Source organism: Latilactobacillus sp., assembly GCF_033176295.1.
Lineage (GTDB): Bacteria > Bacillota > Bacilli > Lactobacillales > Lactobacillaceae > Latilactobacillus > Latilactobacillus sakei.
The window spans coordinates 1-20815 of sequence record NZ_JAMQEX010000008.1 but is presented as its reverse complement, the minus strand read 5'-3'; the positions used below and the strand labels follow the sequence as shown (position 1 = coordinate 20815).

Annotated in this window: 25 protein-coding genes, 1 tRNA gene and 1 riboswitch; of the genes, 6 read left to right on the top strand and 20 right to left on the bottom strand. The window is 42.7% G+C overall.

From position 1 onward, the window contains the following. Positions 1–9: 9 nt before the first annotated feature. The 3 genes from NDN60_RS05335 (at position 10) to NDN60_RS05325 (ending at position 2437) form a co-directional block, all read left to right on the top strand. Positions 10–1290, top strand: a complete 1281-nt coding sequence (locus NDN60_RS05335; protein WP_011374543.1) for a replication-associated recombination protein A — start codon at positions 10–12, stop codon at positions 1288–1290. A 314-nt stretch (positions 1291–1604) separates the two neighbouring features. Beyond that, entirely contained in the window at positions 1605–1880 is a 276-nt protein-coding gene (locus tag NDN60_RS05330; protein WP_016265016.1) for a hypothetical protein, read from the top strand. Between the two features lie 62 nt (positions 1881–1942). Next, positions 1943–2437 carry a universal stress protein gene (locus NDN60_RS05325; protein WP_011374541.1) on the top strand — a complete coding sequence of 165 codons (495 nt, stop codon included), beginning with the start codon at positions 1943–1945 and terminating at the stop codon, positions 2435–2437. Positions 2438–2477: 40 nt separating this feature from the next. On the opposite strand, the gene NDN60_RS05320 is transcribed toward NDN60_RS05325, so the two are convergent. From NDN60_RS05320 to NDN60_RS05310, 3 genes are all read right to left on the bottom strand, one after another. Continuing rightward, positions 2478–3374, bottom strand: coding sequence for a helix-turn-helix domain-containing protein (locus NDN60_RS05320; RefSeq protein WP_231953189.1), 897 nt, complete (start codon positions 3372–3374; stop codon positions 2478–2480). Between the two features lie 96 nt (positions 3375–3470). Continuing rightward, positions 3471–4121, bottom strand: a complete 651-nt coding sequence (locus tag NDN60_RS05315; protein ID WP_016265014.1) for an HAD family hydrolase — start codon at positions 4119–4121, stop codon at positions 3471–3473. A gap of 26 nt (positions 4122–4147) precedes the next feature. Further along, the gene (locus tag NDN60_RS05310; protein WP_099947650.1) at positions 4148–5122 is read right to left on the bottom strand and encodes a DUF2785 domain-containing protein; all 975 of its coding nucleotides are present in this window, start codon (positions 5120–5122) and stop codon (positions 4148–4150) included. Between the two features lie 327 nt (positions 5123–5449). On the opposite strand from NDN60_RS05310, the gene NDN60_RS05305 reads away from it, so the two are divergent. Next, a complete protein-coding gene (locus NDN60_RS05305) occupies positions 5450–6052 on the top strand; it encodes a nitroreductase family protein (RefSeq protein WP_016265012.1) in 603 nt (200 codons plus the stop codon). Between the two features lie 131 nt (positions 6053–6183). On the opposite strand, the gene NDN60_RS05300 is transcribed toward NDN60_RS05305, so the two are convergent. Next, positions 6184–6274, bottom strand: a tRNA-Ser gene (locus NDN60_RS05300). A gap of 171 nt (positions 6275–6445) precedes the next feature. Next, a riboswitch (PreQ1 riboswitch) is annotated at positions 6446–6490 on the top strand. 18 nt (positions 6491–6508) lie between these two features. On the opposite strand from NDN60_RS05300, the gene NDN60_RS05295 reads away from it, so the two are divergent. Together NDN60_RS05295 and NDN60_RS05290 are read left to right on the top strand one after the other, a co-directional pair. Beyond that, positions 6509–7483, top strand: a complete 975-nt coding sequence (locus tag NDN60_RS05295; protein ID WP_011374536.1) for a nucleoside hydrolase — start codon at positions 6509–6511, stop codon at positions 7481–7483. A 12-nt stretch (positions 7484–7495) separates the two neighbouring features. Next, the gene (locus NDN60_RS05290; RefSeq protein ID WP_011374535.1) at positions 7496–8041 is read left to right on the top strand and encodes an ECF transporter S component; all 546 of its coding nucleotides are present in this window, start codon (positions 7496–7498) and stop codon (positions 8039–8041) included. A gap of 38 nt (positions 8042–8079) precedes the next feature. Here the strand turns inward: NDN60_RS05290 and NDN60_RS05285 are convergent, their stop codons facing one another. The 16 genes from NDN60_RS05285 to fabZ (NDN60_RS05210) all read right to left on the bottom strand — a co-directional run bounded on the left by NDN60_RS05285 (position 8080) and on the right by fabZ (NDN60_RS05210) (position 20630). Continuing rightward, the gene (locus tag NDN60_RS05285) at positions 8080–8550 is read right to left on the bottom strand and encodes a GAF domain-containing protein (RefSeq protein ID WP_011374534.1); all 471 of its coding nucleotides are present in this window, start codon (positions 8548–8550) and stop codon (positions 8080–8082) included. Between the two features lie 63 nt (positions 8551–8613). Further along, the gene (locus NDN60_RS05280; protein WP_056948494.1) at positions 8614–9756 is read right to left on the bottom strand and encodes a DUF4767 domain-containing protein; all 1143 of its coding nucleotides are present in this window, start codon (positions 9754–9756) and stop codon (positions 8614–8616) included. 114 nt (positions 9757–9870) lie between these two features. Continuing rightward, positions 9871–10404: a biotin transporter BioY gene (locus NDN60_RS05275; RefSeq protein ID WP_011374531.1), complete on the bottom strand. Its 534-nt coding sequence runs from the start codon at positions 10402–10404 to the stop codon at positions 9871–9873. 18 nt (positions 10405–10422) lie between these two features. Further along, entirely contained in the window at positions 10423–11178 is a 756-nt protein-coding gene (locus tag NDN60_RS05270) for a biotin--[acetyl-CoA-carboxylase] ligase (RefSeq protein ID WP_011374530.1), read from the bottom strand. A 5-nt stretch (positions 11179–11183) separates the two neighbouring features. Continuing rightward, a complete protein-coding gene (gene fabI / locus NDN60_RS05265) occupies positions 11184–11933 on the bottom strand; it encodes an enoyl-ACP reductase FabI (protein WP_016265006.1) in 750 nt (249 codons plus the stop codon). A gap of 23 nt (positions 11934–11956) precedes the next feature. Further along, positions 11957–12754: an acetyl-CoA carboxylase carboxyltransferase subunit alpha gene (gene accA / locus NDN60_RS05260; protein WP_011374528.1), complete on the bottom strand. Its 798-nt coding sequence runs from the start codon at positions 12752–12754 to the stop codon at positions 11957–11959. After that, a complete protein-coding gene (locus NDN60_RS05255) occupies positions 12732–13583 on the bottom strand; it encodes an acetyl-CoA carboxylase carboxyltransferase subunit beta (protein WP_011374527.1) in 852 nt (283 codons plus the stop codon). The genes accA and NDN60_RS05255 overlap by 23 nt, the downstream gene beginning before the upstream one ends. Before the next feature lie 13 nt (positions 13584–13596). Next, positions 13597–14943 carry an acetyl-CoA carboxylase biotin carboxylase subunit gene (accC, locus tag NDN60_RS05250; RefSeq protein WP_011374526.1) on the bottom strand — a complete coding sequence of 449 codons (1347 nt, stop codon included), beginning with the start codon at positions 14941–14943 and terminating at the stop codon, positions 13597–13599. A 13-nt stretch (positions 14944–14956) separates the two neighbouring features. After that, a complete protein-coding gene (gene fabZ / locus NDN60_RS05245) occupies positions 14957–15379 on the bottom strand; it encodes a 3-hydroxyacyl-ACP dehydratase FabZ (RefSeq protein ID WP_011374525.1) in 423 nt (140 codons plus the stop codon). Positions 15380–15382: 3 nt separating this feature from the next. Continuing rightward, positions 15383–15838, bottom strand: a complete 456-nt coding sequence (accB, locus tag NDN60_RS05240) for an acetyl-CoA carboxylase biotin carboxyl carrier protein (RefSeq protein WP_099947649.1) — start codon at positions 15836–15838, stop codon at positions 15383–15385. Positions 15839–15842: 4 nt separating this feature from the next. After that, on the bottom strand, positions 15843–17075 hold the full coding sequence (gene fabF, locus NDN60_RS05235) for a beta-ketoacyl-ACP synthase II (protein ID WP_041820810.1): 1233 nt from the start codon (positions 17073–17075) through the stop codon (positions 15843–15845). Positions 17076–17088: 13 nt separating this feature from the next. Continuing rightward, positions 17089–17820: a 3-oxoacyl-[acyl-carrier-protein] reductase gene (fabG, locus tag NDN60_RS05230; RefSeq protein ID WP_011374522.1), complete on the bottom strand. Its 732-nt coding sequence runs from the start codon at positions 17818–17820 to the stop codon at positions 17089–17091. After that, positions 17820–18761 (bottom strand): ACP S-malonyltransferase, encoded by a 942-nt coding sequence (locus tag NDN60_RS05225; protein ID WP_011374521.1) that lies wholly within the window; start codon positions 18759–18761, stop codon positions 17820–17822. The genes fabG and NDN60_RS05225 overlap by 1 nt, the downstream gene beginning before the upstream one ends. A 140-nt stretch (positions 18762–18901) precedes the next feature. Beyond that, positions 18902–19141, bottom strand: a complete 240-nt coding sequence (locus NDN60_RS05220) for an acyl carrier protein (RefSeq protein WP_011374520.1) — start codon at positions 19139–19141, stop codon at positions 18902–18904. Between the two features lie 42 nt (positions 19142–19183). Continuing rightward, positions 19184–20164, bottom strand: coding sequence for a beta-ketoacyl-ACP synthase III (locus NDN60_RS05215; RefSeq protein ID WP_011374519.1), 981 nt, complete (start codon positions 20162–20164; stop codon positions 19184–19186). Between the two features lie 10 nt (positions 20165–20174). After that, positions 20175–20630, bottom strand: a complete 456-nt coding sequence (gene fabZ / locus NDN60_RS05210) for a 3-hydroxyacyl-ACP dehydratase FabZ (protein WP_011374518.1) — start codon at positions 20628–20630, stop codon at positions 20175–20177. Positions 20631–20815: the final 185 nt, after the last annotated feature.

The window sequence follows — 20815 nt, the reverse complement described above, 5'->3', positions numbered from 1 at the left end:
ATGACAGCTATGCAACAACCACTCGCATATCGTATGCGCCCCACAAATATCGATGAAATTGTGGGTCAAACACACTTAGTGGGTCCGCAAAAAATCATTCGACGAATGGTTGATGCCAAATTACTCTCGTCAATGATTCTTTATGGCCCACCTGGCACCGGAAAAACCAGTATTGCCAGCGCCATTGCTGGTAGTACGCAATACGCCTTTCGGATGCTGAATGCCGCAACAGATAGTAAAAAGGATCTTCAAATCGTCGCTGAAGAAGCTAAAATGAGCGGTACTGTTATTTTATTACTCGATGAAATTCATCGGCTCGATAAAACAAAACAGGATTTCTTACTGCCCCATCTCGAAAGCGGTCGGATTGTTCTAATTGGTGCTACCACCGAAAATCCCTACATCACGATTAACCCCGCTATTCGGAGTCGGACCCAGATATTTGAAGTTCACCCACTTAATGAAGCCGATATTCACGTCGCCATCCAGCGGGCCCTAACCGACCCTCAAAAAGGCTTGGGTGATGAACCCGTTAACCTCGATGAAACGGCTGAAAAATACCTCGCACAAGTCACCAATGGTGATCTTCGAAGCGCCTTAAACGCGCTAGAATTAGCCGTCCGCTCGACACCTAAAAACCCAGAAACTGGTTTAATCGACATTGATATTGCTGTCATTGAGGAATGCGTTCAAAGAAAGGCCATTACCCATGATAAAGATGGCGATGCGCACTATGACGTCATCTCGGCTTTTCAAAAATCTGTTCGCGGTAGCGACGTTGACGCCGCTTTACATTATATGGGCCGCTTAATTGAAGCCGGTGATCTGCCTTCCATTAGTCGCCGTTTGATGACGATGGCTTATGAAGACGTTGGTTTAGCTAATCCGCAAGCCTGCGCTCGAACCGTTGAAGCAGTAACAGCCGCTAAGCAATTAGGTTTCCCCGAAGCACGGATTCCATTGGCAGTTGCCGTGATTGATCTCTGTCTCTCACCAAAATCAAACTCCGCTATCACAGCAATCGATAATGCGTTAGGCGACATTCGCGCCGGTAAGGCCGGTGAAGTGCCCGCGCATTTAAAAGACGCCCATTACGCCGGTGCTGCTAAGCTTGGTCATGGTGTAGACTACAAGTATCCACACAACTATCCCAATGATTGGGTCGCACAAGATTACCTCCCGACAAAACTTTTAGGGAGTCATTACTACGAAGCCAAAGCAACTGGTAAATACGAGCAAGTTTTGAAACAACAACTTGAACGGCTGAGACAAGCAAGCCGCCACAAGTGAACGGTTACAAAAAAGTTGCACCAATCCCATAAGCGTGCTACTATAATAGTAGGATTTCTAAGGTATGCGCGTCTTCCCACCTTATGTTGACCGATCAAGTAATTCGTTAATGGGATGGACGAGTTGTTAGCAAGTGTATACTTTTTCATGAAGGAACCAAGTCTAACAATAGTCTGACCCACCTGCATATTAAAGCGGGCTCAACTATCGGGAAGCTTCTACGGTACCACTAGATTTCCCAAAGTCCAATGACTTTGACAGGGCTAACATTTGCGTTGGCCCTTTTTTGTTGACAATTTTTAGGAGGTTTTCTTTTGATTTCTTTTGTCCTTATTTTATTTTTGGTAGTCATCGCCCTATTAGGCGGTGTACTTTGTTACTACCAAAATAAATCATTTTTACTTTTCAACCTCGCTGAGAATCGTCGCTTAGGTCGTCGCGTGCTAGTTGCCGGTTGGTTACTCTTATTAATTGCTGTGTTGGGCCTCGTTATTTTTATAACACTGCCCCTCACATGGAATCTAATCACCGTAATTGCCGCTAGTTTAGTCACTGGATTTGTTGCATTATCTTTTGCTGGTAGTCTTTAAGTTTTACTTTTGTTCTTGAATTAGCGTACAATAAGCTTGTAAATCTAAATGAGGTGATGACTATGTTACAACAATATAAACATATTTTGGTCGCAATTGATGGTTCTTATGAAGCTGAACTTGCTTTTAGAAAAGCAGTTGAAGTAGCCCTTAGAAACAACGGTCAATTACATTTGATTCACGTTATCGATACACGCGCTTTCCAAAACATTTCAAGTTTCGATTCAGCAATGGTCGAACAAGTAACTGAAACAGCTAAGAAAACAATGGACGAATATATCGTTACTGCCAATGATCTCGGCTTAACCGACGTCGATTATAGTATCGAATACGGGGCACCTAAGAGCCTTATCGCTCGCGAAGTCCCTGAGAAAAAAGACATCGATCTCATCATGATTGGTGCGACAGGTCTAAATGCGGTTGAACGATTATTAATCGGTTCAGTAACGGAATACGTTACTCGGACAGCTGTTTGCGACGTTTTAGTGGTTAGAACAGATCTCGACAATAAACATGCACTCAATAAGAAGAAAAGTAGTATTGGCCAAGATATTTAATGGCACTAAAAAAGCTGAGGATTTAAATCCTCAGCTTTTTTTATGCTAATTTTTGAATTTGTGCGTTGGCTTGCGTCAAAATTAAAGGATGCTTTCTAATTTGCGCAAGTGTTTGGGCAACGTGAAAATGTTGCAATGCTTTTTGGTCGTTTTCGCGTTGAACTTCAATTTGGCCTAAAACGAAGTAGAGATAATCCAATAGATACAAACTATGTTTATCGAGTGCATCTTGGATTGCTTCTTTCACATAACGTCGTGCTGTCGGATAAGCGCCTAATGCACAGAAAATTTCAGCAATGGTGCCGTAAATGCGCAAATGATTCGGAAAATCAATCATCATTAAGCCCGGTTCACTATCCATAATCCGGATTGCTTTATCGACTTGCTTTTGCGCGCGGTCTAATTGACCCTTCTTCACATTGGCCAAACTCATACCAATAATACATAAAACACCATACGTATCCGTTCGTGACGTCACATATTGTTCATAAGCCCGGTGGAAGAAAAAGAGTGCATCATCCGGACTATCTTGTAATAATAAGCTAATCTGCCCCTGATAATAGTAGTAACGTTTAAAATCTTCAGGTTCGGCTAACTCATTACTATGAATCTGTTGAATAATGTGATGCGCCTGTTCAAACTCATCATCATTCGCTAAATCTTGTAGTTTACGCATTAAAACGTGTAATTGATCTTCTTCTTGGACGATAATTTTATCGACCGAGACTTCCAAGCGTTGACAAAGCTGCATTAAGATTTTCGTACTCGGCACCTGATTACGACGTTCGACGAGACTAACCGTCGCTTGCGTACAAATACCATGCGCTAAATCAGCTTGCGTGAATCCTTTTGACTTACGGATTCGTTTAAAGTTTTCCCCTAATATCTTCATCATCTTCAAATTCCCAGTGACATTCTTATTTAACCCCGTTGACACTTAATACCTGCCTACCATTATATACGATAAACAGGTATTAATATACGTTATTTAGCCAATTAACTAAAAAATAATCTCAGGTTCAAGATTATACTTTTATGATAATTGTGCCAGAATAGCCGGTACCTCGGTTAAAGATTCAACACGGTAGTCAGCCTCTTCTTGGTTAATTTTAAATTGACTGTCAAGCGGTTTTAAAGCAATGACGGTTAATCCCGCCGCCTTACCAGCCTTAATGCCAAACTCAGAATCTTCGATGGCCACTGCTTCATCACTTTTTAACCCCAATTGTGCAATTGCAGTTGTATAAACATCCGGTGCCGGTTTATTGTGAGCCGTCTCCGCACCACTGACAATTGTTTCAAAATAAGGCGTTAGTTTAGTTTCAGCAAGCATTTGATTAATAATTTGACGTTCACCAGCTGAGGCCAACCCGATTTGATATTTCGGTGCAATCTCGGCTAACAGCGTCTGCGCATCCTGATTTAAAATTTTATCAAAGCGAATCGGATGTTTACGCTTATAAGAGCGATAGCCCTCTTTAATCATCGCATAGTCATTCATAGTTCTACCCGGATAAACCTGTTTTAAAACGGCATTCATGTTAGAGCCAATTTGGCGTCGACTTTCTTCAACGGTTAACTTTGCCCCAATTGCATTTAAAAATGTTAAGCGTTGTTCAAAATAATATGGTTCACTGTTGACTAAAATCCCATCAACATCAAAAATTACACCTTTTACTGTCATCCTTGTTTCAATCCTCACTAATAGTCTTAAAATAAATCAGAAATTTTACGTAAATAATCCGCAATTTTTTCTGGTAATTCTGGCTGTACCAGCAATGATTGTAAAAATCGATTCCGGTTATACCAACGATTCCAAAACGCCACGTTTTCTTCCGGTGCAATGGTTAACATCGCTTGTTGCCATTCTTGCAGCACGATTAAAAAGTAATCGATGTATAACCGATTCTTCTTCATTAAATTGATAATCACGTTGGTTAAATGACTGTCTTCACCATACGCTAATGCATTATCAGAGAAGCGATAAGCTTGCATCACAACCACTAGCATTAATAATTTATCCGCCCGTTGTAATTCGGTCGTTTCGTTTAGTTCAGACCAGACGTTAATAATATGCGTCATTGCGTGCGCCCAGCCTTTATTTTCAACATACCCTCTTGAATCCAATTCAATGACCGTATAGGCCATAACGCGCATTTCAATCGCCACTAACTCAGCCTCTGTTAAAACGTGATAGAACGTCCGATTGGCGTATAAAACACCGGCCAAAAACATCGCGCTAAATGAGCGCAAGAAAACACCATCGTTTTCAGGTTCAAAAATATGGGCGAATAAATAGTCATCGCTTAACAAACGATCTTTAACCCATAATAATTGTTCTTTCGTTAAAACGGTTTGGCGTAATAACCGATTAAAGAGATAAAAGACACCCTTATCTCTCACACGTGCATCTGGACTAGCCATATGCCGTAATAAATCATCCAACGCTTCATCCGATATCTGCGCTGCTTTACCATCGGTTTTGATTTGTTGGTCAATTACGGCAATTCGTGCCAAAGCGGCATCCGCATCATCCGGAATTGCAATGTGCGTGCGCCGTGTTTTGTATTGAACACCGTCCATGACGGCTAATACTTTTTCTGGTACAGATTGATAAATTTCACCATTCATTAGTGCTGTTCTAATTTCTGTAAGTTGCTGAATAACATTTTGAACTTGTTTCAATTAATCGTCACCCTACTTTCTACAGACAACTGCTCATAGCTCCTTATTATAGAGTATTCTAACCCAGACATAAACCGTTAAGATTAATAAAACGCTTTCTGAAACTAATAATCCTAATCGCCAAAAAAATATTACTAAATTAAATATTAATCCCAACATTTAGATATGCTATAAATAGCGTCATAACGGCTTTTAGCAATTAAATTGTCAACAATCTATAAATTAATTAACAAAAAAAGGCTTACAAAACACTTTACTTATCTTTTGTAAGTGTAATATAGTAATACCTGTTATCAATAAACTAACTTCTAAAGGGGCATTTTAAATATGACAAACTTATTCGATTTACAACAACAACGCCGTTCAATCTACGCTTTAGGTCAAAACATCGACTTAACTGAAGCTGAAGTTTCAGAATTAATCTTCAAGACAATCAAAGAAACACCAAGTGCTTTCAACGGCCAAGGTTCACGTGCAGTTATTTTATTCGGTGAAGCCAACAATACTTTGTGGAATGATATTACAGCAAGTGCCTTAAAACCATTAACACCCGCTGAATACTTCCCTAATACACAAGCTAAACTAGCATCATTTGCTGGTGGTGTCGGCACAATTCTGTTCTTCGAAGATCAAGATATTATCAAAGGCTTCCAAGAAAACGTGCCATTATATGCTGAAAACTTCCCAGTTTGGGCAGAACAATCAAATGGTATGGCACAATACGCAACATGGATGGCACTCGCTGAACAAAATATCGGTGCTAACTTGCAACATTACAATCCAGTCATTGATGAAGCAGTTGCTGCTAAATGGAATATCCCATCAAACTGGAAACTACGCGCTCAAATGCCATTTGGCTCAATCGAAAATCCAGCAGATGCTAAGGAATACGCAACTGTTGAAGACCGTTTCACAACATACAATAAATAAGCGCTTTTAATTAAGGCATTTCAAAAAATAACCAGTCATTGATTTTTCAATCGTCTGGTTATTTTTTTGCGCAATCAAAACAAAAAACACCTCATCGATTATCCGATGAGGTGTTTATCTGTTATTTATTAAGGAGAATGAGAGATTCGAACTCTCGCGTGGGCAGAACCCACCTGACGGTTTTCAAGACCGTTCCCTTCAGCCAGACTTGGGTAATTCTCCATATCAATATCTTACAACGTTTATTATAATACCAAGTCTGACAATTAATGTCAACTCAAATTTACTAAGTTATTTAATTTTTTTCAATCCGGCTTAAATCCCCCTATTTACAGGAGGCTATCAACACGTTATTATGAAATGGTGCATTTGAAATCAAGCGCCTAAGCCCCGCTTGGACTGGTTCGGAAACTTCCCAGAATAAAAAACTAAGGATCTCAAGGAGGTTAGAAATAAATGCAAACTCGCAAAATTATTATTGATTGCGATCCAGGCATCGATGACACTCTCGCGTTGAATTTGGCCATTCAATCGCCTGAAGTAGAAGTCGTTGCTTTAACGATTGTTTGCGGCAACGTCCCCGTCGAAATTGGCGTCGACAATGCCTTTAAATGTCTAGAACGACTCGGTCGACTAGATATCCCGGTCTACGCTGGTGCGGCCCAGCCGCTCAAGAAGACCTTTGTTAGTGCTCAAGATACACATGGTATGGATGGTTTGGGCGATAGTCATATTCCCCGCCAAACGACTACCAAGGCCGCTGAGCAATCGGCAGCCGATTTTTTAGCGACGACTTTTAAGGCACCTTGTGATATTAGTATTATCGCACTCGGGCCACTGACCAACATTGCGACCGCGCTAACATTAAATCCCCAATTGGGGGCCAATTGTGCGCGGTTCGTTTCGATGGGTGGCACCTATAAAAGTCATGGTAATTGCTCCCCAGTGGCGGAATTTAATTATTGGAGTGATCCGGAGGCTGCTTTGGCGGTCTATGAACACCTCAATCAGAAAATCGAAATGATTGGCTTAGATATCACTCGTGAGATTGTCTTCACGCCCACTTTGTTAGCTTATTGTCAGCGGATCAATCCTGAAGTTGGTGACTATTTAGCCGCTATTACGCAGTTTTATTTTGATTTCCACTGGCAATATGAACATATCATCGGCTGTGTCATTAATGATCCGCTCGCAGTCGCCTATTTCATCGACCCGACACTTTGTCAGGGTTTTGAAAGCTACACCACTGTCGAAACAACCGGCATCAGTATTGGCCAAACACTGGTGGACCGCTTCGACTTTTGGCACCGTCCTATTAATAGCCTCATTTTAACTGAGGTAGATACAAATCGTTTCTTTGAACAGTTTTTGACCGTCGTTTTAAATGCACAGGCTTCAATCATTAAAACGGACTTAAAAAAACTCAGATAGGAACAACCTTTAATGAAAAAATTTAAAACGCGCCATCTAACAATTATCGCCTTGGCAATCGCCTTAAATTACGTTGGCAGTAACATTGCGCTCGTCTTACGGTTACCAATTTACCTCGACAGTATTGGGACAATCCTTGCCGGTGCCTTACTAGGGCCCTTAGCTGGCGCATTAACGGCGACTGCCAGTAGCGTTCTTAGTGGTATTACGACTGACTTATTCGCGCTATACTATTTACCAGATGGCCTTTTAACCGGCTTACTAGCAGGTTGGTTTTTATACCAACATCAACGTAGTAAACGCGAAATTCCGTTAGTTGCCATTGGCGTTGCTTTGCCGGGCACTGTCGTTAGTTCACTGATTACTTATTTCCTATTCCACGGTATTACGTCTTCAGGTTCCAGCATGATTGTTCAACTACTCAGTGGCCTCGGCCTCAATCAATTCGCGAGCATCACGCTTGTCCAAGCCGGAACTGATTACTTGGACCGTTTGTTGGCAATTGTGATTGTGACCCAAGTTTGTTACCACCTCAAAAAGCAAATTGCAACACTCTAGAAACTAAAAACAAGGCCCCTAAAAGGGACCTTGTTTTTTTATGCTTGCATTAATAACTTCACGTAACGTTCTAAGTATTCTTGATCAACTGCATCATAAGCGCCGACTTCGCGGCTATCGAGATCTAAAACGCCGATCAATTGCGCGTCTTTCATCATTGGTACGACGATTTCAGAGCGAGCTGTTGAGTCGCAGGCGATGTAATTTTGATGTTTCGTCACATCCGTTACAATCACAGTCGCTTGTTCAGCAGCAGCTTCACCGCAGACGCCCTTGCCCATTGTAATATGCATACATGAGACATTGCCTTGAAAAGGCCCTAAAACTAACTCATTATCTTGATACAAATAATAACCGGCAAAAACTGTTTCTGGTAACGTTTGGTTCAACAAGGCCGAAGAATTAGCCAAATTAGCAATTAAATTTGTCTCGCCTTCTAATAATGCTGCTTGTTGCTTGAGTAGCATTTCGTAAGCGCCACGCTTAGCTTCAGTTGATTTAAATAACATCTCATAACCTTCTTTTTAGGCTATTATAATCAAAATTGCGTATAAGCGCAATTTTTTAACATTTTATCTATTATGTTCATCTGCAAATTTAGTATCTTTCATTGCTAATGCCGCTTCTTCGGTTGGATAATAGTGTCCATACGAGCTTCGACTAGCGGTTTCAAGTATTGATAACACTGGCATACTCTTGCCATTAATATCCCTATCCTTAACACCGTAGAGCAGTCCTGCACCATTAGTTTGATACCATCCGTGAACGGTTAACCATTCCCGACCATCAAAATTAATCGGATCAACTCGTCCCCAATTCATTTTAGCGGAATTGGGTGTGGTCTGATTAATTCCAATAGTCCCGTTTACTAACCCACGTTCTTCAGTATTCATTTCCGAACTACTGTGTAACTCCGTTGTATGATCAGGATCAATCATCTTATTGCCAGCTATTTGTAATTTAGTAATTTCACCAGTCGCATCACTACTATACCAAGTTCCCTCGAACGTAGCTGGAACTTGATAACCCGCTTGCTTCGTATTTTCTTTTACATCACTCGCTGCTTTGGTACTTTCTGAAGTTGAAGTTGCCGAGCCACCACCGACAATTTGCGCAAAGTTTTGTTTTAAGTCAGTATTGGCTGTTTCTTTGAAATGCACAAGACCATCTGGCATGCCTTGATTTTGTTCTGTAATCAAGACCACCGGTTGGCCGTCATGAATCGTAAATAGATATAGATGAGCCGACATATCGTGCGCAGCCGCACTGTCTGAATAAATCCCCACGACATTGTAATCGTTGCTGCCAGTCCCGTCTGCTGACCAATCAGCTGTCACGTGTTGATCATCAACAGCTAGTTTGTCTTCTTTAAAGTAACTTGGATAATTAAGCCCAAAGAAATGGGTTTCATTACCCGGTTGATAATCCGCATATTGTTGATTCATCGCTTGACTAAAACTGGCCATATAGGTCTTCAACGCTTGTGACTTGGCTGATGACCAGACTGCCTTATCTGAAGACGATGTTTGTGTTACTTGTTTACGACTCACTTTTTTAGCCGAGCTAGTCGTTGTTTTCTTCGCCTTTTTTGATGTTTTAACTTGTTGACTCGTACTGCTGCTTTTGGCTGTTGACTTAGGTCCTTCAACCTTTTGACTGCACCCTGCTAATAATAAGAGCGCCGCTGCACCAAATAATACCCCTTGCTTTTTCATATAAACTCCCCCATTGTACTTGAATATGATAACGGTTTTATTATAGCATATTATGCAAATCTTGCTTTTTTTGACCACAAAAAAAGCCGCCTTCTTCGGCGACTTTCTTCATGATTAACGGAACTGCTGAATGCGTTGTGGCAATCGTGCAATCACTGCCACAATCAGCCCACTTTTTAATATTTCAATTGGGACATAGGGCGCAAAACCAGTTAAGAAACTAGCTTGCCAGCCTAAATGAAGTGCTATTCTCAACCACAACGTGCCAATTAATAACTGACAGAGGCTAGCGAGTAAATTAACACTAAACATCACGCGCCGTGAACGGCCAAAATAATGCAAACCATAATGCACGATGCCAATATAGATGATAAAGCCAAATAAATAACCACCTGTCGGCCCGACGATAACACTCGCCCCACCGGCAAAATTAGCAAAGACTGGTAATCCAACTAATCCTAGTAATAGATAAGCCGCAATGACCGCACTACTCAACTGTAATGGTAAGACGGTTGCAATCAGTCCAACAGCTAGTGTTTGAAGTGTAATCGGAACAATCCAAATCGGAATACTAATCTGGGCACAAACAATTAATAAGGCTAGACATACGCCGATATAGCTTAACCGGCGCGCAACTGATACTGACATCGCAATTCCTCCTGCTCATTAATCTGCAAACCGGACTCGTTGTCCAATTCGCACGATTTGTTGATTACTTAAAATTAATGTACCATCTGGTTTGAGTGCACTAACACTTATATCTTGAACTGGTTGTCCGGCAATCGTTTGAAGCTTACGACCAACCAAAGGCGTCCAGCGCTGATAACGTCGTGTTAGTTCAAGGGCTGGTAATTGTAAGAGTGTATACAATCGATTGAGATACTGGGCACTAAATTGGTTAATCGTGACTTGCTGTGCCACTACTAGCGCCCGCAAGTTACCAATGTGTTCAGTTTCAATCGTTGAGGCAAAATTAAGCCCGACCCCCACCACAACACCACTTAAGCGGCCGGTGACATCCAGGTAGCCCTCTGTTAAAATACCCGCCAGTTTTTGCTGCTGATCATAGACATCATTGACCCATTTAAGCTGAACTTCATAATGTAATAAGGCTTGAATTGTCTCAGCAAGTGCAACACCAGCTGCAGCCGTCTGTTGAAAGGTATTAAACTGCGCGGAATCTCTAACTGGCATCAAAAGACTTAAATAAAGACCACCAATCGGTGATGCAAATTGGTGGTCTCTTTGCCCGCGGCCCTGTGTTTGTTGTTGTGCTATCACGACTGACCATTGCTGATCACGCATTGGCTGTTGCAACAAATAAGCGTTGGTTGATGGTAGGACTTGCTGAACTGAGAGGGTGAGCAAATCGCGTAGTTCCGGGGAAAGTACCCGCTGTATCTGCGCCGCCTCGATTGTCATTAAGTCTATTGTAAATGAACGCCTTTGTCAACGTAGATAATGTCACCAGTCACACCGGTTGCCATATCACTGAGTAAGAACCCAGCGACATTCCCAACTTCTTCAATCGTGACTGATTGACCATCAACAGTTCGTTTTTCTGATTCTTCTAATAATGAACGGAAATCTTTAACCCCGGTCACTGCGAGTGTCTTGATGGCCCCTGCAGAAATGGCATTAACGCGAATTTGATCAGCGCCTAAATCTCGTGCTAAATAGCGAACACTAGCTTCTAATGATGCTTTGGCGATACCCATCACGTTGTAGTTAGGAACAGCGCGTTCTGAACCAAAGTAAGTCATTGTCACAATGCTACCATTTGGTTTTAAGAGGTCACGACCATATTTAGCGACGGCGATTAATGAATACGCACTGATTTCTTGGGCTAATAAGTAACCTGAACGAGATGTTTCATAAACCTTACCCTCTAACTCTTCACGGTTGGCATAGGCGATCGCATGAACAATCCCATCAATTTGACCCACTTTAGCTTTAATTTCAGCAAAAGTTTGTTCAATTGCGGCATCATCGCTGACATCACATTCAACCAATAAGCTTGTTTCGGGGACAAATTTTGACAAACTATGTTTAATTCGGTCGTTTTGGTAGGTATAAATAACCTCCCCACCAGCTTGTGTAATTGCTTGTGCACATCCCCACGCGATACTTCTTTGATTAGCAACGCCCATCACTAGGATTTTCTTTCCATTTAACACGTTTCTGACACTCCTTTTTTTCGTTAAAATTGCCTAAATCTGGCTTGTCGATTGGCCAATAAAGTCTCGACAGGTAATTGTTGTAATTGATTTAATTGTTCGGTTAAGACGGTGGTTATATTTTGACAGAAAAGGTGTTCATCTGGTTCTTCTTGAATAATCCCTTCAATCACACCGGCATCTTGTAAAGATTGGGGTGTTAATTGCATGATTGCCGCCGCTTCATCAGCGCGCTGGCTATCTTTCCATAAAATTGAAGCAAACCCTTCTGGCGATAAAATGGAATACATACTCTCAGTGGTCATCCAAACTTGATCGCCACAGGCAAGTGCCAAGGCACCACCTGAGCCCCCTTCACCGAAGATTACGCTAATCATCGGTGTTTTCAGAGTACTGATTTCATATAAATTATTGGCAATCGCCATTCCCTGACCAGTCGCTTCAGCGTGCGCCCCGGGATAAGCTCCCGCGGTATTCACCAAAGTGATAATCGGACGTTTGAATTTTTCTGCTTCCTTCATTAACCGTAGTGCTTTGCGATAACCGGCGGGTTCAGGACAACCAAAGTGACACGCCATACGTTCTTCAAGTGTTGTCCCTTTATTAGTTGCAATCACCGTCACCGGTTGATTATTAAATAACGCGATACCACCAATAATGGCTGGATCTTCGCCGCCGACTCGGTCGCCTTTGAGAATCATTAAATCATCAAAAAGGTTGGCCAATAATGCCGGTGTCGTTATTTTTTGACTACTACGGGCGCCGGCGACAATCTTAGCGGCTGTCTTTTTTTGACGATTAATAATGAGCCCCTCTTTCATGTAACTTCAACAATTGATGAAGTACCTTTTTTTGATCCTGACGTGCTACGATTTGATCAATAAACCCATTTTTTAAGACGGTTTCAGCATCTTGTAAATCCGGTGCGATCTGTTCGTGCATCGTCTGTTCAATCACGCGCCGGCCCGCAAAGCCAATCACCGCTTTGGGTTCGGCTAAAATAATATCGGCTTCCGTTGCAAAACTAGCTGTTACCCCACCGGTTGTCGGATCGGTTAATAAGCTAATATACAACAGTCCTTGTTCGGCATGCTGTTTAACAGCCGCTGAGGTTTTAGCCATCTGCATCAAAGAAAAAATCCCTTCTTGCATCCGAGCACCACCAGAAGCCGCAATTAAAATCACGGGTAAGCCTTTTTCAGTTGCTAGCTCAAAAAGCCGTGTAATTTTTTCACCAGTCGCACTACCCATGCTTCCCATAATAAAATAAGGGTCCATGATACCTAATGCGAATTTTTGTTGTTTAATAGTCGCAACACCGGTCAGAATACTATCTTCTAGTCCAGTGATTTGCTGTGCTTTTCGCAATTTCTGCGGATATTTGGGAAAATGGAGCGGATTAGGCGTTTGCGCTAGATCGCCGGCTGGTTCAAAACTATCCACCAACCAATCTAGGCGAACCTTAGCCCGCGTCCGAAATCCATATTGACAGACCGGACAAGTCCGGTAATAACCAAGGTCCTTATGATAAATCGATTGCTGACACTTAGGACAGGCAACCCATAAACCGTCTGGCACCTTTTGTCGTGCTTCTTGATTATATTTAAGATGGGCTTTACCGATATTACGAACGGCATTGAATAATTGCATGGTGCCCCTCCTTTTAATCTGTTGCTAATGACGTTAAATAATCCGTCGTCGCTTGGCTACTTAAAAAGACCGGATCTTCTAATAACGTTTGTTGGAACTGTGCATTCGTTTTAATCCCTGAGACAATCAACTCGTTGAGCACCCGATGCATTTTAGCAATCGCAATTTCTCGCGTTGCGCCCCAAGTAATTAACTTGCCAATCATCGCATCGTAAAACGGTGAAATTGCATAACCACTGAATAAATGCGTATCGATGCGCACACCTAAGTTACCAGTTGGTAAGTATAAATAGTTCACCGTACCAGCCGATGGGGCAAAGTTATTGTCCGGATCTTCAGCATTTAAACGACATTCAAGCGCAAAGCCACGCGTTTCAACGGCAGCTTGATCAAATGATAATGGTGCCCCCGCGGCCACCAAAATTTGTTCCCGGACAAGATCGACACCCGTCACCATTTCGGTTACCGGATGTTCAACTTGAATTCGGGTGTTCATTTCTAGGAAATAGAACTGATGATCTTGGTCCATTAAAAATTCAACGGTTCCCGTATTTTCATAATTAATTTGTTCAGCCGCTTTGAGTGCAATTGCGCCCAATTCAGCCCGTTCATCCGGGGTTAATAAAGCCGACGGCGTTTCTTCAATCACCTTTTGTTTAAAGCGTTGCATTGAACAATCCCGTTCTGGGAAGTAGACAGCATTGCCAAAGTGATCTCTAAAAATTTGGACTTCGATATGTTTAACGTCCAGCATGATTTTTTCTAGGTACAATTGATCATTGCCAAAAGCACCAGCCGCTTCTAATTGTGCTTGCGCATAACTGTCAGCGAGTTGGCTTTCATCATCAACAAAGCGAATGCCTTTGCCACCGCCACCAGCGACGGCTTTAATCATTACGGGATAACCAACTTTAGCGGCGACGATTTTAGCGTCTGCAAGACTTTTTAATGGGCCATCACTCCCAGGAATCAACGGCACGGCGGCCGCCTTCATACTGGTTTTGGCCTGACTTTTATCCCCCATCTGCGCAATCACTTGGCTAGAAGGGCCGATAAACGTCACGCCACAGGCTTCACACATTTCAGCAAATTGACTGTTTTCAGATAGAAAACCGTAACCTGGATGAATCGCGTCGCAACCAGTCCCAATCGCTGCGGATAAAACGTTTTGCATATTTAAATAGGATTCTTGTGGTCGATTACCGCCGATGCAGACCGCTTCGTCCGCTAATTGAACGTGCAAACTACTTTTATCGGCTTTAGAATAAACCGATACAGAGGGAATGCCCATTTCTTTTAACGTCCGAATGATGTGCAACGCGATTTCGCCCCGATTAGCGACTAATACTTTCTTAAACATCGCGTGGTGCCTCCTATTCGATAATAAATGTTAATTCTGCGGTACAGGCTTTTTCACCATCAACCGTTGCGATCGCTTTACCGACCCCAATCCGATCTTTTAATTTTTCAAGTGTGACTTTAATTTCAAGTGTGTCGCCAGGGCGAACCACCCGTCTGAATTTAGCCGACTTAACGCCACCAAAAAAGGCTGTCCGCCCTTTAAATTGGTCAAGCGTTAATAAAGCGACTGCCCCCGTTTGGGCCATTGCTTCTAAAATGAAAACACCTGGCAATACTGGATTACCTGGAAAATGGCCTTGGAAAACAGCTTCGTTGATTGACACGTTTTTCCGTGCAATCGCGAATTCACCTGGTTCGAAACTCAATACGCGATCGATTAATAACATCGGATAACGATGGGGTAGAATCGCTTGGATTTCTTGACTATCTAACATGGTTTAGCCTTCTTTCACTTTAAATAGTGGTTGTTGGTATTCAACTAATTCTTCGTTTTGAACGAGGATTTCAGTAATTGTCCCAGCCACCGTACTTTTGACTTCCGTCATCATCTTCATGGCTTCAATCACACAAACGACATCGCCAACCGCTACAGTTTGACCAACCTTCACGAAAGCTGGATCAGCAGGTGCTGGTTGTAAATAAATACTCCCAACCAGCGGTGCTTCAATCGCAATTGTGTCATCAGCAACAACCATTGGTGCTTCAGTGCTCTCAGTTGGCATACTTGTCATTGACGTTGTGGGTGGCACTGACGGCGCTACAGGTGCGTGTTGCACATCTTGAACGCCTCGTTTATTTAAATAAAGTTTGATATCACTTGTTTCAAGTTGCATTTCTTGGTTGCCCGATTGATTAAACAAGGCCACCATTTCTTTGACTTCATCGTAGTTCATTTAACTAATCGCTCCATTTCTTCAACAACAACACAGCGTTATGGCCACCAAAGCCAAATGAGTTACTCATACCATATTGTGCGTCTGGGGCAGCTAATGGTGTCTTAATTAAGTTCACGTGACAATCCGGATCAGTATTTTGTAACCCAACGTTCGGTGGCAAAGTACCGGCTTGTAAAGCACCAATTGTAACGATTGCTTCAAGCGCACCGGCTGCCCCTAATAAATGACCTGTCATACTCTTTGTACTGCTGACAGGAACTGTTCCTTCATCACCAAAAACACGTGCCAAAGCAGCAGATTCTGCTAACTCATTGGCAACCGTTCCAGTGCCGTGTGCATTAACGTAATCAACATCGGCCGCTGTAATCCCAGCTTCATCAATTGCCATTTGCATTGCACGAGCAGCAACTTCACCATTTGGATTAGGCGATGTCATATGGTAGGCATCACAATTGGTCCCGTATCCTGTGACTTCACCTAAAATGGTCGCATGGCGTGCTTGTGCGTGTTCAAGACTTTCTAAAATTAAAGTGGCGCCACCTTCACCCATCACAAACCCTTTACGGTCTGCGTCAAAAGGCAATGAAGCCCGCGTTGGATCTGTCGCGGTTGATAACGTTGATAACGCCGCGAAGCCACCAATCCCAATTTCATTGATTGAGGCTTCAGAACCACCGGTCACCATCACAGTGGCCCGATTTTCTTTAATTTGGCGATAAGCTTCACCTATCGCATTAGCCCCACTTGAGCAAGCCGTTACGATTGTTGTACAAATATTTTGCGCACCGATTTCAATGGCGATGTTGGCCGCAGCCATATTTCCAATTGATTTAGGTACGAAGAGTGGTGAGATATGATCAGCACCCTTTTCAACCATACGCGTCACTTGTTCTTGAATCGTGGTTAAACCACCAATCCCAGAACCGTAAATGACGCCCATGTCGGCTGGTACGGTATTTTCGTCGTTAATACCGGCTTGTTCGAGTGCTGCTAGTGCACTATCAAGCGCGTATTGTGAAAATAAATCCATTCGCTTTGCTTTTTTCTTGCCGATTCGTAATGCCGGATCAAAATCAAGAACTTCGGCAGCTAATGACACACCCGTTGTGGTTGCATCAAACTTTGTAATGGGGCCAATGCCTAATTCGCCCGCTAGAATCCGGCGTGTAAATGTCTCAACGTCGTTTCCTAAAGGTGCCACAACGCCCATTCCTGTAATTACTACTCTCGTCATCTTAATCCCTCACTTATATTGTCATCCCGCCATCGACAGTCAAAACTTGCCCCGTCAAATAGTCATTTTCTGCTAAAAATAAAGCGGCCGATGCCACTTCTTCTGGTTGACCAAAACGCTGTAATGGAATCTGCGTCATAATCGCTTCTTTAACACTCGGTTTTAAGACCGCCGTCATTTCAGTTTCAATCATTCCTGGTGCAATCGCGTTACACCGGACGTTGCGCATAGCGCCTTCTTTGGCGACGGATTGGGTGAATCCAATCACGCCAGCTTTACTAGCGGCGTAATTGGCTTGGCCCATATTACCGTGTTGGCCAATCACGCTTGAAAGGTTGATAATACAACCACTGCGTTGACGTAACATTTTTTTGAAGGCCACTTGGGTCACTCTAAAAGTGCCGACCAAGTTGACATCAACGACCGCTTGGAAATCTTCAACGGACATCGCCATCACGAGTTTATCGCGCGTAATACCGGCATTATTCACCAAAACGTCCAATCGACCATAGCGTTCAAAGGTTTCTTTCACCAAACGATCAGCGGTGTCTGCTGCGGTAATATCGCCTTGTACGAATAAATAGGTCACGCCTAAATCTTCGATTGCTTGGACGAGTTCAGCATCCAATGCTGAACGCGCATTAAGCACGAGTTGATAACCTGCTGCTGCAAATTTGAGGGTAATTGCCCGACCAATACCGCGGCTACCACCAGTAATCACGGCTACTTTTTCATTTGAAGTCATTAATGTGCGCCTTCTTTCAAGGCAGCCACGACAGTTTCAAACTGTGCGCTACTGCTAATATTAAATCGGTCTAATTGAGGGACCGTTTGACGTGCAAACTTGCTAAGTGCGTTGCCCGGCCCCACTTCAATAACCGTTGTCACCTCTTGCTTAGCCAATTGTGTCAGGCCAGTCGCAAAATGAGTAGGTTGATACATCTGTGCGGTTAAGGTTGCTTGTAAGCTAGCGACTTCAAAAGGTTGTTCAGTTGTATTACTGATCACGGGATAAACGCCCTCTTTAAAAGTGACTTGCGCTAGTGCTTGTTCAAATTGGTGCGCCGTTTCTTCAAATAAAGCGGTGTGAAAGGCCCCTTTAACGGGTAACGGAATCACTTTAGGCGCTACTTCAAGCGTTTCAAATAACGTTGTTAATGCCTGAATCCCCTTTTGAGTCCCACCAACGACGATTTGTTTGGCCGAATTATAATTCGCAATCGCCACCGTTTCACCAGTCTTTTGAATCGTCTCGCAAGCTGCTTGAATTTGATTAATATCAGGTTTTAAGATCGCAATCATCGCGCCAGGATGTGCTTCAACAGTCGCTTGCATTAAAGCACCACGCTTGGCGACTAGCGGCAAACCGGTCGTCAAATCAAACATGCCACTGGCAATTAATGCTGAATATTCACCTAAGCTAAGCCCTAAGGCACCAGCTGTTGAAACCCCCGCGTCTGTTAACATGCGGCTAATCCCAACGCTCATGGCTACAATCGCCGGCTGTGCATAACGCGTTTGACCTAATAAATCAGCATCATTCATGATTTTTTGTAAATCAAGTTGTGTCAGCTGACTCGCTTGGTCAATCGTGTCGCGGTAAATGGGATAATCTTGATATAAATCATTCCCCATTCCAACGGCTTCGCTACCCTGACCGCTCATTAAAAGTCCAATTTTAACCATCATCTGTGCTCCTTTAGATTGCTAAATGTCCATTTTGAAACTGACTCTTGCGCTTAACGATATTTGTCAAATCAGCGATTCCATCGCCAATTCGCCAAATGCGGTTAATGCTCAGAGTCAAACCGTTTCAAACGCACTCTTTATTTGTTTATTGTTTTTTCGATGTAGTCAACAACGTTTTGAACCGTTACGATTGATTCGTCTGGATCTAATTTAAGTTCCATGTCATCTTCTAATTGGTTCATTACTTCAAAGATATCTAAGCTATCTGCATCTAAATCTTCACGGATGTTCGTTGTTGGTGTTACTTGGCTTTCTTCAACGTCTAATTGTTCTGCAATAACTGCTTGTACTTTTTTTAAGATGTCTGCTTGTGTCATGATTAAAACCCCTTATAATTAATTAATTTTTTTAGTTTATTTTTAATAACGAATAATTTGAATGCCGATGGTTAACCCACCGCCAAAACCACAGAGCACGCATAAATCACCGCGCTTAATTTGGTTTGTTTCGACTTGTTCCGCTAATAATAGTGGAATACTGGCAGCCGAAGTATTACCGTAGTGCTGTAAATTCATTGGAAACTTGGTTAGCGGTTGATCCAACATGCTAGCCATTTTTGTAATCAAGCGTGAATTCGCTTGGTGGACTAAGAAGTGATCGATTTGATCAAGTGTCAAACCGGCTTCTAGGACCGCCGCTTCGATCGCCTTAGGCACGCGCCGTGTTGAAAATTGGTAGATTGCTTTACCGGTCATTTTGAAAAAATCAATCCCGACTTGCGTTTGACCAACCTGCCCGAAATTAGGCCGTTTAACCGGTGCGTAACCTGAAACTAATTGGTCACTTTCCGTACCAATCGTGATCAGCTTTTCACTGACCCAACTCTCTTGGTCAGAGGTAGTGCCTTGTAACAAGACACCCGCAGCGCCATCACCGAATAAAACGGCAGTACTGCGGTCTGACCAATCGAGCATTTTGGAAATAACTTCGCCACCGATGACCAAAACGTAATCATCTGGTGTCTGCACGTATCCTCGCGCAGCAGATAATGCGTAAGTAAAGCCGGAACAAGCTGCGCTAATATCAAACGCAAATGCTTGGTCAGCCCCTAATCGCCCCTGCACAATAGCTGCTGTTGAAGGTGTGTAATAATCCGGCGTCATCGTCGCAACGATAATCGCCTTAATTTGTGAAACTGCGATACCGCTCTTGTCCAATAACGTTTGTGCTACGCGTAAGCATAAATCAGACGTATTTTCCGTTTCCGAAATCCGTCTTTCTAAAATACCTGTTCGACTTTCAATCCATTCATTAGAAGTTTCCATAATGGCCGTTAAATCGTCGTTAGTCACAATGTTGGCGGGTAAAGCACTTGCCGTTTCAATTATTTTAAAGGCCATTTGTTAACCTCTACTTTTTTCCGAGGAGATCATCACGCGGGGCCACAACAAAGGTTAGCTCCGCTTCACAAACCATTTGACCATTAACAGTCGCATTGGTTTGGACAACTCCCATATTTTCTTTTTTCTTAGTTAATTTAACCGTGAAGACGATTTGATCACCGGGCCGAACCGTTTGGTGGAACAAAACGTTTTTAGCAGCGCCTAGGTAAGCTGTCTTCCCAAAGAATTCTGGTGATTTTAGAATTAATATTGAAGCTGTCTGTGCCAAGGCTTCAATCATTAATGTATTTGGCATCTGTGGTGAATCGGGACGATAGCCACGCATGAACTGTTCATTAATCGTGACGTTCTTGATTGCCACCACTTCTTCACCAGGTACTAACGACTCAACAGTATCGATATAAATAATCGGGTACCGATTTGGAATTAGCGCCATAATCTCAGTTGTATTTAAGAGTGTCATAATGCCTCCCCATTGATTATTTAAAAATGTAATACGGCGCATCACATTTCCATTCATGAACAATACCATATGTTTTTTTTGAAGTCAATTCGACTTGGCAAATTCTATAATTAATCCGAACAGAAATTAAAAAGCCCAAAGCAATCACTTACAATGGTAGTAGCTAATTCCAACCAATATAGGGA

Excerpts from the sequence above, each read along its gene's own strand:
- accB (WP_099947649.1), bottom strand. The coding sequence starts at position 15,838 with ATGAACTACGATGAAGTCAAAGAAATGGTGGCCTTGTTTAATCAATCG.
- fabF (WP_041820810.1), bottom strand. The coding sequence starts at position 17,075 with ATGACGAGAGTAGTAATTACAGGAATGGGCGTTGTGGCACCTTTAGGA.
- NDN60_RS05285 (WP_011374534.1), bottom strand. The coding sequence starts at position 8,550 with ATGTTATTTAAATCAACTGAAGCTAAGCGTGGCGCTTACGAAATGCTA.
- NDN60_RS05305 (WP_016265012.1), top strand. The coding sequence starts at position 5,450 with ATGACAAACTTATTCGATTTACAACAACAACGCCGTTCAATCTACGCT.
- NDN60_RS05215 (WP_011374519.1), bottom strand. The coding sequence starts at position 20,164 with ATGGCCTTTAAAATAATTGAAACGGCAAGTGCTTTACCCGCCAACATT.
- NDN60_RS05255 (WP_011374527.1), bottom strand. The coding sequence starts at position 13,583 with ATGCAATTATTCAATGCCGTTCGTAATATCGGTAAAGCCCATCTTAAA.
- NDN60_RS05335 (WP_011374543.1), top strand. The coding sequence starts at position 10 with ATGCAACAACCACTCGCATATCGTATGCGCCCCACAAATATCGATGAA.
- fabZ (WP_011374518.1), bottom strand. The coding sequence starts at position 20,630 with ATGACACTCTTAAATACAACTGAGATTATGGCGCTAATTCCAAATCGG.
- fabG (WP_011374522.1), bottom strand. The coding sequence starts at position 17,820 with ATGACTTCAAATGAAAAAGTAGCCGTGATTACTGGTGGTAGCCGCGGT.
- NDN60_RS05290 (WP_011374535.1), top strand. The coding sequence starts at position 7,496 with ATGAAAAAATTTAAAACGCGCCATCTAACAATTATCGCCTTGGCAATC.
- accC (WP_011374526.1), bottom strand. The coding sequence starts at position 14,943 with ATGTTTAAGAAAGTATTAGTCGCTAATCGGGGCGAAATCGCGTTGCAC.
- NDN60_RS05225 (WP_011374521.1), bottom strand. The coding sequence starts at position 18,761 with ATGGTTAAAATTGGACTTTTAATGAGCGGTCAGGGTAGCGAAGCCGTT.
- fabZ (WP_011374525.1), bottom strand. The coding sequence starts at position 15,379 with ATGTTAGATAGTCAAGAAATCCAAGCGATTCTACCCCATCGTTATCCG.
- NDN60_RS05275 (WP_011374531.1), bottom strand. The coding sequence starts at position 10,404 with ATGTCAGTATCAGTTGCGCGCCGGTTAAGCTATATCGGCGTATGTCTA.
- NDN60_RS05220 (WP_011374520.1), bottom strand. The coding sequence starts at position 19,141 with ATGACACAAGCAGACATCTTAAAAAAAGTACAAGCAGTTATTGCAGAA.
- accA (WP_011374528.1), bottom strand. The coding sequence starts at position 12,754 with ATGAAAGAGGGGCTCATTATTAATCGTCAAAAAAAGACAGCCGCTAAG.
- NDN60_RS05295 (WP_011374536.1), top strand. The coding sequence starts at position 6,509 with ATGCAAACTCGCAAAATTATTATTGATTGCGATCCAGGCATCGATGAC.
- NDN60_RS05325 (WP_011374541.1), top strand. The coding sequence starts at position 1,943 with ATGTTACAACAATATAAACATATTTTGGTCGCAATTGATGGTTCTTAT.
- NDN60_RS05270 (WP_011374530.1), bottom strand. The coding sequence starts at position 11,178 with ATGACAATCGAGGCGGCGCAGATACAGCGGGTACTTTCCCCGGAACTA.
- NDN60_RS05280 (WP_056948494.1), bottom strand. The coding sequence starts at position 9,756 with ATGAAAAAGCAAGGGGTATTATTTGGTGCAGCGGCGCTCTTATTATTA.
- NDN60_RS05315 (WP_016265014.1), bottom strand. The coding sequence starts at position 4,121 with ATGACAGTAAAAGGTGTAATTTTTGATGTTGATGGGATTTTAGTCAAC.